Below are 8,200 nucleotides of genomic sequence, written 5' to 3'. Positions count from 1 at the left end.
GTCCAATACCTCCGGTCTGCTGCTGGCGCAAGCCACCGCCGGAGCGCCGGCGCACGACTGGATGACGCTGACCGGCGGCGCCATCGGCTACGGCATCCCGGCTGCCGTCGGCGCCGCCATCGCGGCGCGGGATCGCCGGGTGCTGTGCCTGGAATCCGACGGCTCGGCGATGTACACGCTGTCCGGGCTGTGGACACAGGCCCGGGAGCACCTCGACGTCACCACAGTCATCTACAACAACGGGGCGTACGACATCCTGCGGTTGGAGCTGCAACGCGTCGGGGCGGAAAACGCTCCCGGCCCCAAGGCGCGCGAACTGCTCGACTTGACTTGTCCCGCAATCGATTTCGTCAAGTTAGCAGCGGGCATGGGAGTCCCGGCACGCCGCGTCACCACCGCCGAGGAGTTCGCTGACGCCCTGCAGGCGGGGTTGGCAGAACCCGGACCGCATCTGATCGAGGCCGTGGTCCCGTCAATGCTGGGCTAGCGGCGCCCCGGCGGCGCGCAATTCGTAGTTTTCCAGCTTCGGCTTGGCGAGCATGGTGCGGTGCTGGGCAGGGGTGAAGGGCCACACCTCAGGCAGACCGTTCTTGCCGAGATACCAGCTGTCGCACCCCGTCGTCCACACGGTGTCAGGCATCGCCGCAGCCAGCGCAGAGTTATATGCCTCAGTGGCGGCTGGCGTCGGCTCCACTGTGTCGAACTCGCCACGCTGCCACCGCGTTATCCAACCCAGGATGTGATCGGCCTGCGATTCAGCGACCGCGGTCAGCGGGAAGTTGCCGACCGGACTGTGCGGGCCAAGCAGCATGAAGAAGTTCGGAAACCCCGGCAGGGCAACGGTTTCGAAGGCGTGCGGCCCGTCGTGCCAGGCATCGTCGAGGCGCACCCCATCGCGACCGACCACCTCCATCGGCCGCATGTAGGCGTGCGAATCGAATCCAGTGGCCAGCACGATCACGTCGGCCTCGTGCAGCACATCGTCTTCGGTGACGATGCCGCGCGATTCGACATGATCGATGCCAGCGGTGACCAGCTCGACGTCGTCGCGCTGCATCGCGCGATAGAAGCCGCCGGAGATCACCAGCCGCTTGCACATCGGTGTGTAGTTCGGGGTCAGCGCCGCCCGCAGTTGCGGATCCCGCACGGTTCGCAGGTTCCCCCGGCACAGGGCGGCGACGAACCGGCGACGCCACCCCGGCTTGACCAAGGCAGCCGAGAAGATTTCCATCGGGATCCGGTAGGCGTGGTAGCCAATATGGTCCAGCCAGGGGAGCACGCGATGCACACGGTGCGTCAGCCGACTGTAACGCGGGTTCGGCATCGGCATGATCCACTGCGCGGTGCGCTGGAAGAGGATCAATCTGGCTGGTGTACCGGCAAGTCGGGAGATTATCTGCACCCCGGTCGAACCGGTCCCGATGACCGCGACTCGGCGGCCCCGCAGCTCAACGCTGTGGTCCCACCGCGCGGAGTGAAACGCCGAACCCGCGTAATCATCAAGCCCGCGAATGTCGGGAACCTTGGGATGGTGCAACACCCCGGTCGCCGATATCAGGAAATCAACCCGAGATTTCTGTCCGTCGCTGGTGTGCACAATCCAGTCCCGCCCGTCGAACTCGGCGCGGACGACCCCCGTGCCGAACCGGATGCGGTCATAGATTCCCATCCGTTTCGCGACATCGGTGAAGTACGCCTGTATCTCCCCGCCGGGAGAAAACAGGTGGCTCCAGCTTGGATTGGGCGCAAACGTGAACTGGTAGAAACGCGAGCGCACGTCGCACGTCAGGCCGGGGTAGGTGTTCTCCCGCCAGGTGCCGCCGACTTCGGTCGCCTTCTCGTAGAGAGTGACATCGTCAATACCGGCCCGCTGCAAGGTGATTGCCGCGCACAAGCCGGACATCCCGGCCCCGACAATCGCGATCGTCGGCTGGCGCTTCATCACCGGCCCGCCTCCTACATCGGTTATCGCCGAATTTGCCACACCGGGTCGGCGCAGTCGAGCCCCTCGGCGGTCAGCTCACGCTTGAGCACCTTGAAGGTCGCGGTGCGCGGCAGCGCCGTGCAGACGCGTACATACGACGGCCACTGCTTGGGCCCGAGGTCGGGCTGCTCGGCCAGAAAGGCGCGGAACTTGTCGGCGTCGAATTCCGCGCCCGGCGCCATCACCAGCGCCGCCATCACCTGGTCGCCGACGGCCGGGTCGGGCACCGCATACACCGCGACCTCGGTGACATCGGGATAGCGGGCCAACACCCGCTCGATGGGCGCAGTCCCGAGGTTTTCGCCGTCGACCCGCAGCCAGTCACCGAGCCTGCCGGCGAAATAGACGTATCCCTGCTCGTCGCGGTAGGCCAGATCGCCACTGTGATAGGCGCCGCCGGCCATGCGCTGCGCGTTGGCGTCGGGATCGTTGTAGTAACCCTCGAAACGGCCGGCGCCGGCGGTGTTCACCAACTCACCGACCACGCCCGGCGGGCACGGCTCACCAGTGTCCACGTCGACGATCTCGACACCTTCGGGCAGCGGGCCCAGCGCACCCGGCGGCGTGTCCGGGGTTCGGCTGATCGCCACCCCGCCTTCGGTCGAACCGAACCCGTCGATGACCACGCACCCGAATCGGTTGGCAAAGCGCTCGATGTCGCCGGGTGCGCCTTCGTTGCCGTACACCGCTCGCAGCGGGTTGTCGGCGTCGTCTGGGCGCTCCGGAGTAGCCAGCACATACGACAGCGGCTTGCCCACGTAGTTCGCGTAGGTGGCGCCGTAGCGCCGGACATCGGGGAGGAACTGCGACGCGGAAAACTTGCGCCGCAACACCATGGAGCCTCGACACGCTAATGCCACCGACCACCCCACCAGCACCGCGTTGGAATGAAACAGCGGCATCGAGACGTAGCAGACATCGTCGCGACCCAGGCCAAAGCGCTCGGTCATCGTCACACCGGCTATCCCGACCTTGCCGTGACTGCACATCACCGCCTTGGGATCACCGCTGGTGCCCGAGGTGAAGATCAACATGAACAGGTCCTCGGGGCTCGCCTGCTGGAAGCTCACTTCGGCATCGCCATGTGCGGTCACCTCTTCTGCCCACTCGGCCGAGTCGACATTGACATGCTCGATGTCACCAAGTGCGACAGCAGAATTCGAGTCGGCCAGCACCAGCTGGCAGTCGGCGTGGCGGATGTCGCGGGCCAGCGCGGCGCCGCGGCGCACCGGGTTGAGACCCACCGGCACGATGCCCGACATCCCGGCTGCGACCAGCGTCGCCGAAAAAAAGGGCGTGTTCTCCAGCAGCACGCCCACGTGCGGCGGCCGGCCGGGGTCGATGCGCTCGCGCAGCGCCGCCGCTACCGCGGCGCCGTGCCGAATATGGTCACCCCAGTTGACAAACGAGTCCTCGAAGTAGACGCCCCTGTCGTCGACGTCGACGAGCGGTCTCAGCAAGTCGACGACGGTGGGCAGCGCCTCGGCCATCAGTTAAACGGGTGTGTCGGCCAGTTCCCGGCCGATCTTGCGCAGCGCCCCGGTCGCGCTGCCGAGTGCGAACTCGGTCTGCTTGGCAGCCAGGAAGTAGCGGTGCACCGGGTGGTCGATGTCGATGCCGACACCTCCGTGCACGTGGACGATGGTGTGCGCCACCCGATGCCCGGCATCGGCGGCCCAGAACGCCGCGGTCGCGACTTCGGTGTCGGCCGGTAAGTCTTCGGACAGCCGCCAAGCCGCCTGCGTCAGTGTCAGGCGCAGACCCTTGACGTCGATGTAGCCGTCGGCCAATCGCTGCGACACCGCCTGGAAGCTGCCGATCGGGCGGTCGAACTGCTCACGGGTGCGGGCGTACTCGGCGGTTAACTGCAACCCGCGGTCGAGCACGCCGAGTTGGAAAGCGCTGCGCCCCAAGGCGCCAAGGGCAGAAAGCCAATCGACGACTTCGTGGCCGCCGACCAACCGTCCGCCGCCGATCTCGACGCCCGACAGCTCGAGATGGCCGACACTGCCCAGACCGGTCGTCTCCAGCGCGGTCACCGACATGCCGGGGTCATTGACATCGATCAGGAAAACTGCAGTGCCCGAATCGGTTTCGGCGGGCACCAAAAAGGCATGGGCCACCGGTCCGTAACCAACCTGGGTGCGCGTGCCGGTCAGGCGATAGCCGTCGCCGGAACGGGCCGCCTGAACCGGCCCCTCACCCATTTCGCCGTCCAGCGCTACGGTGAGGATCTTCTCGCCGCTGACCGCCGATGCGCCCCACTGCTGCTGAAGCTCCTCGGAGCCGAACCGGCCCAGCGCGCCCGCCGCCAACACCACCGACTCCAAATACGGCACCGCGGCAAGCTGGCGGCCCAACGCAACCAGCACCGCGGTCTGCTCGAGCACACCAAAGCCTCCGCCCCCCAACGCTTCCGGTGCCGCGGTGCTCAAGATGTCGGCGTCGATCAGCTTGCGCCACAGGTCGCGGTCGAACCGTTGCTCTAGCCCGTCGAGCTCACGTTGATGCTCGGGCGTGCACACCGCGTCCACGATCGTGGTCACCAGTCCGCCGAGCTCCTGAGCCGCTTCGGTTGTCGAGAAGTCCATGAGTACGTCCTTTGCGGGTCAGCGGTTGGCTCGCGGCAGGCCCAGCGCCACCATGCCGATGATGTCGCGCTGGACTTCGTTGGTGCCGCCGCCGAAGGTCAAGATCAAACACGCCCGGTGCATCCGCTCGACCCGGCCGCGCAGCACCGCGCCGGGCGAATCCTGGCGCACGGTAGCGGCTGGGCCCAGCACCTCCATCAACAGCCGGTAGGCTTCGGTGGCCAGTTCGGTGCCGAACACCTTGGCCGCCGACGCATCCGCCGGCGATGGGGCAGCTTCATTCGATGAGGCCAGCTCCCAGTTGATCAGCTTGAGCACCTCGACCTTTGCGTGCACCCGCGCCAGATTCAGCTGCACCCATTCCGAGTCGATGAGCCGCCCACCGGATGCATCCTTGGTGTTCTGCGCCCATTCCCGAACCTGGTTGAGCGCCAAGACGATCGGCTGTGCCGAGACCAATGCCACACGCTCGTGGTTGAGCTGGTTGGTGACCAGCTTCCAGCCGCCGTTCTCTTCACCGACCCGGTTGGCCACCGGGACACGAACATCGGAGTAATAGGTGGCGCTGGTGTCCGGGCCGGCCATGGTGTGCACCGGTGTCCACGAGAAACCTTCGGCCGTGGTCGGCACGATCAACACCGAGATGCCCCGATGCTTCTTGGCTTCGGGGTTGGTGCGCACCGCCAGCCACACATAGTCGGCGTACTGGACCAGGCTGGTCCACATCTTCTGGCCGTTGACGATGTAGTCATCGCCGTCGCGCACCGCGGTGGTGCGCAGGTTCGCCAGGTCGGTGCCTGCACCCGGCTCGGAATAGCCGATCGAAAAATGGATCTCGCCGGCGGCGATCTTGGGCAGGTAGAACTTCTTCTGTTCCTCGGTGCCGAACGCCATGATCGTCGGCGCGACACTGTTGATGGTCAAGAAGGGCACCGGCGCACCGGCGATGGCTGCTTCGTCGGTGAAGATCAGCTGATCCATCGCCGAGCGGGCCTGTCCGCCGTATTCCTTGGGCCAACCCAGCGCCAGCCAACCGTCGCGGCCCATCTGGGCGACCGTCTCCCGGTAGACGTTGCCGATGCCGATCTCGCCCGACGTCGAGCTCAGCGCTTCCCGGCGTTCCGGGGTGATCAGCTTGGCGAAGTACGACCGCAGCTCGCGACGCAGCTCCTCTTGCTCAGGGGTGTAACTGATGCGCATTGGCCGTCCCTTCGCAATCGCTGTCTATCTTCCTGGTTGTAACACGTTCTAGTATGCGGGTCCAGCGAGCCGTCGTCGTATGGTGGTGCTACCGGCAGTCGGATAGGCCAAGCAGGCTTGGCAGCTGAAGGAGGAGAGCCGTGCGAGTGATAGTGGACCGCGATCGGTGTGAGGGCAACGCGGTGTGCATGGGAATTGCGCCGGATATCTTCGAGCTGGACGACGAGGACTACGCCGTGGTCAAGACCGACCCGATTCCGCCCGACCGGGAGCAGCTCGCCGAGCAGGCGATCGCCGAGTGCCCGCGTGCGGCCTTGAGTCGAGAAGACTAGCGGCGATCCCAAGCGCGGCGAAGCTGGGCGCAGCGGGTCGCCGCCAGACAGACCAAGCGGCGATCGCAAGCGCGGCGAAGCCCGGCGCGGCGGGTCGCCGCCCGAGATTAGAGGTATTCATACATTGACTAGCAACGTGAACGCGACCGATCTGTCGGGGAAGGTCGCGGTGGTTACCGGCGCGGCCGCGGGCCTAGGCCGCGCCGAAGCCATCGGCTTAGCGCGCGCCGGCGCCACCGTCGTCGTCAACGATATCGCCACCGCACTGGACGCCTCGGACGTCATCGACGAGATCACCTCCGCCGGCTCGAAGGCCATCGCGGTCACCGGCGACATCAGTCAGCGCGCCACCGCCGACGAGCTCATCACCTGCGCCGACGGGCTGGGTGGCTTGAGCATCGTGGTCAACAATGCCGGGATCACGCGCGACCGGATGCTGTTCAACATGTCCGACGAGGAGTGGGACGCCGTCATCGCCGTGCACCTGCGCGGCCACTTCCTGCTCACCCGCAATGCAGCCACCTACTGGCGGTCTAAGGCGAAGGAGTCCGGTGGTTCGGTCTACGGCCGGATTATCAACACGTCGTCGGAGGCCGGGCTGGTCGGTCCGGTGGGGCAGGCCAATTACGCTGCGGCGAAGGCGGGCATCACCGCGCTGACGCTGTCGGCGGCGCGGGCGCTGGGACGCTACGGGGTGTGCGCCAATGTGATCTGCCCGCGGGCCCGGACCGCGATGACGGCCGAGGTGTTCGGCGAGGCACCCGAGACCGGTGAGATCGATCCGCTTTCGCCCGAGCATGTGGTTACCCTGGTCCGCTTCCTGGCCTCCCCGGCTGCCGAAGCGGTCAACGGCCAGCTGTTCATCGTCTACGGCCCGCGCGTGACGCTGCTAGCAGCGCCCACCGTGGAGCATCAGTTCTCGGCGGACGCACAGGCATGGAACCCTGAAGAGCTCGGCGCCACATTGCACGACTACTTTGCTGGACGCGACCCGGAGCGCAACTTTTCGGCGACCAGCCTGATGGAGTCGTAATCCGGCCACTGCGCTGCTGGCGACCGGCCTGATCGTGCTCGTGGTCCAGCAGCGGCATGCCGACGCGCAACAAGCTCGCGCCCAGCGCTTCGTCGACACTGCCACCCAGACGGATGGTCAACATGTTCAGCTACACCCCGGATACCATCGACCAGAGCGTCCACCGATTCGTCGACGGCACCAGTGGACCGCTGCGCGGCATGCTCGACTCCAACAACAATGTCGAAAACCTCAAGGCCCTGTTCCGCGGCACCAAAGCCAGCTCAGAGGCGGTCATCAACGGCGCCGCGCTGGAAAGCGTCGGCAACGTCGCCGACATGCCTCCCTTTCGCGCCGGCATGGAACACTGCATTGAGTATCACAGCGTTTGCGGCGGCCACCATGCGTTTTCTCGGTTGCCTTGACGGCTAGGCCGGGGGATGGGCCTCGGCGAGCGCGTCGAGAAACGATCGCGCCCAGCGGTCGACGTCATGGGTGAGCACTTGGCGTCGCAGCGCGCGCATCCGTCGGCGCCCTTCCTCGACAGGCTGGTTGAGCGCCGCCTCGATCGCATCCTTGACGCGCTCGGTGTCGTGCGGGTTGACCAGGTAGGCCTGGTGCAATTCGGCTGCGGCGCCGGTGAATTCGCTCAACACCAGCGCACCGCCCAAATCGCTGCGGCAAGCGACATATTCCTTGGCCACCAAGTTCATCCCGTCACGAAGCGGCGTGACCAGCATGACGTCGGCGGCGACGAAAAACGCAACCAGCTCGTCGCGGGGGACGGGACGGTGGATGTAGTGCACCACCGGATGGCCGACTTCGCCGTATTCGCCGTTGATGTGTCCGACTTGGCGTTCGATGTCGCTGCGCAGAATCTGGTAGCTTTCCACCCGCTCGCGGCTCGGGGTCGCCAGCTGGACCAGCACAGTGTCGTCGCGTTTGGCGCGGCCTTCGGCGAGCAGCTCGTTGAATGCTTTCAGCCGCACGTCGATGCCCTTGGGGTAGTCGAGCCGGTCGACGCCGAGCAGGACATTGCGGGGGTTGCCGAGTTCCGCCCGGATTTCGCGGGCTCGCCGCC

Annotated in this window: 8 protein-coding genes and 1 pseudogene; 4 read left to right on the top strand and 5 right to left on the bottom strand. The window is 66.2% G+C overall.

The annotated features are described in order from the left end of the window. Positions 1-487: thiamine pyrophosphate-dependent enzyme (locus tag ACFE99_RS19735; RefSeq protein WP_375488119.1), on the top strand; the 487-nt coding region annotated here is incomplete at its 5' end. Here ACFE99_RS19735 and ACFE99_RS19730 read toward each other — a convergent pair. Genes ACFE99_RS19730 through ACFE99_RS19715 form a run of 4 tightly spaced genes read right to left on the bottom strand, consistent with a single transcriptional unit; the run spans position 473 to position 5,775 of the window. Next, the gene (locus ACFE99_RS19730; RefSeq protein WP_375488118.1) at positions 473-1,945 is read right to left on the bottom strand and encodes a flavin-containing monooxygenase; all 1,473 of its coding nucleotides are present in this window, start codon (positions 1,943-1,945) and stop codon (positions 473-475) included. The genes ACFE99_RS19735 and ACFE99_RS19730 overlap by 15 nt on opposite strands. Positions 1,946-1,965: 20 nt before the next feature. Continuing rightward, entirely contained in the window at positions 1,966-3,474 is a 1,509-nt protein-coding gene (gene fadD17 / locus ACFE99_RS19725; protein WP_375488117.1) for a long-chain-fatty-acid--CoA ligase FadD17, read from the bottom strand. A 3-nt stretch (positions 3,475-3,477) separates the two neighbouring features. Further along, entirely contained in the window at positions 3,478-4,575 is a 1,098-nt protein-coding gene (locus ACFE99_RS19720) for an acyl-CoA dehydrogenase family protein (protein ID WP_375488116.1), read from the bottom strand. 18 nt (positions 4,576-4,593) lie between these two features. Next, positions 4,594-5,775, bottom strand: a complete 1,182-nt coding sequence (locus ACFE99_RS19715; protein WP_375488115.1) for an acyl-CoA dehydrogenase — start codon at positions 5,773-5,775, stop codon at positions 4,594-4,596. A gap of 140 nt (positions 5,776-5,915) precedes the next feature. On the opposite strand from ACFE99_RS19715, the gene ACFE99_RS19710 reads away from it, so the two are divergent. From ACFE99_RS19710 to ACFE99_RS19700, 3 genes and pseudogenes are all read left to right on the top strand, one after another. Further along, complete coding sequence (locus ACFE99_RS19710) at positions 5,916-6,107, top strand: ferredoxin (protein ID WP_375488114.1); 192 nt, start codon at positions 5,916-5,918, stop codon at positions 6,105-6,107. 124 nt (positions 6,108-6,231) lie between these two features. Continuing rightward, complete coding sequence (locus ACFE99_RS19705; RefSeq protein ID WP_375488113.1) at positions 6,232-7,140, top strand: 3-oxoacyl-ACP reductase; 909 nt, start codon at positions 6,232-6,234, stop codon at positions 7,138-7,140. A gap of 4 nt (positions 7,141-7,144) precedes the next feature. Further along, positions 7,145-7,457: pseudogene (locus ACFE99_RS19700) on the top strand (mammalian cell entry protein); the annotation flags it as partial. Between the two features lie 90 nt (positions 7,458-7,547). On the opposite strand, the gene ACFE99_RS19695 reads toward ACFE99_RS19700, so the two are convergent. Then, the coding region (locus tag ACFE99_RS19695) for a trehalose-6-phosphate synthase (protein WP_375488112.1) at positions 7,548-8,200 on the bottom strand (653 nt) is incomplete at its 5' end.

Source organism: uncultured Mycobacterium sp., from assembly GCF_964249325.1.
Taxonomy (GTDB): domain Bacteria; phylum Actinomycetota; class Actinomycetes; order Mycobacteriales; family Mycobacteriaceae; genus Mycobacterium.
This window is presented reverse-complemented; position numbering and strand designations above follow the sequence as displayed.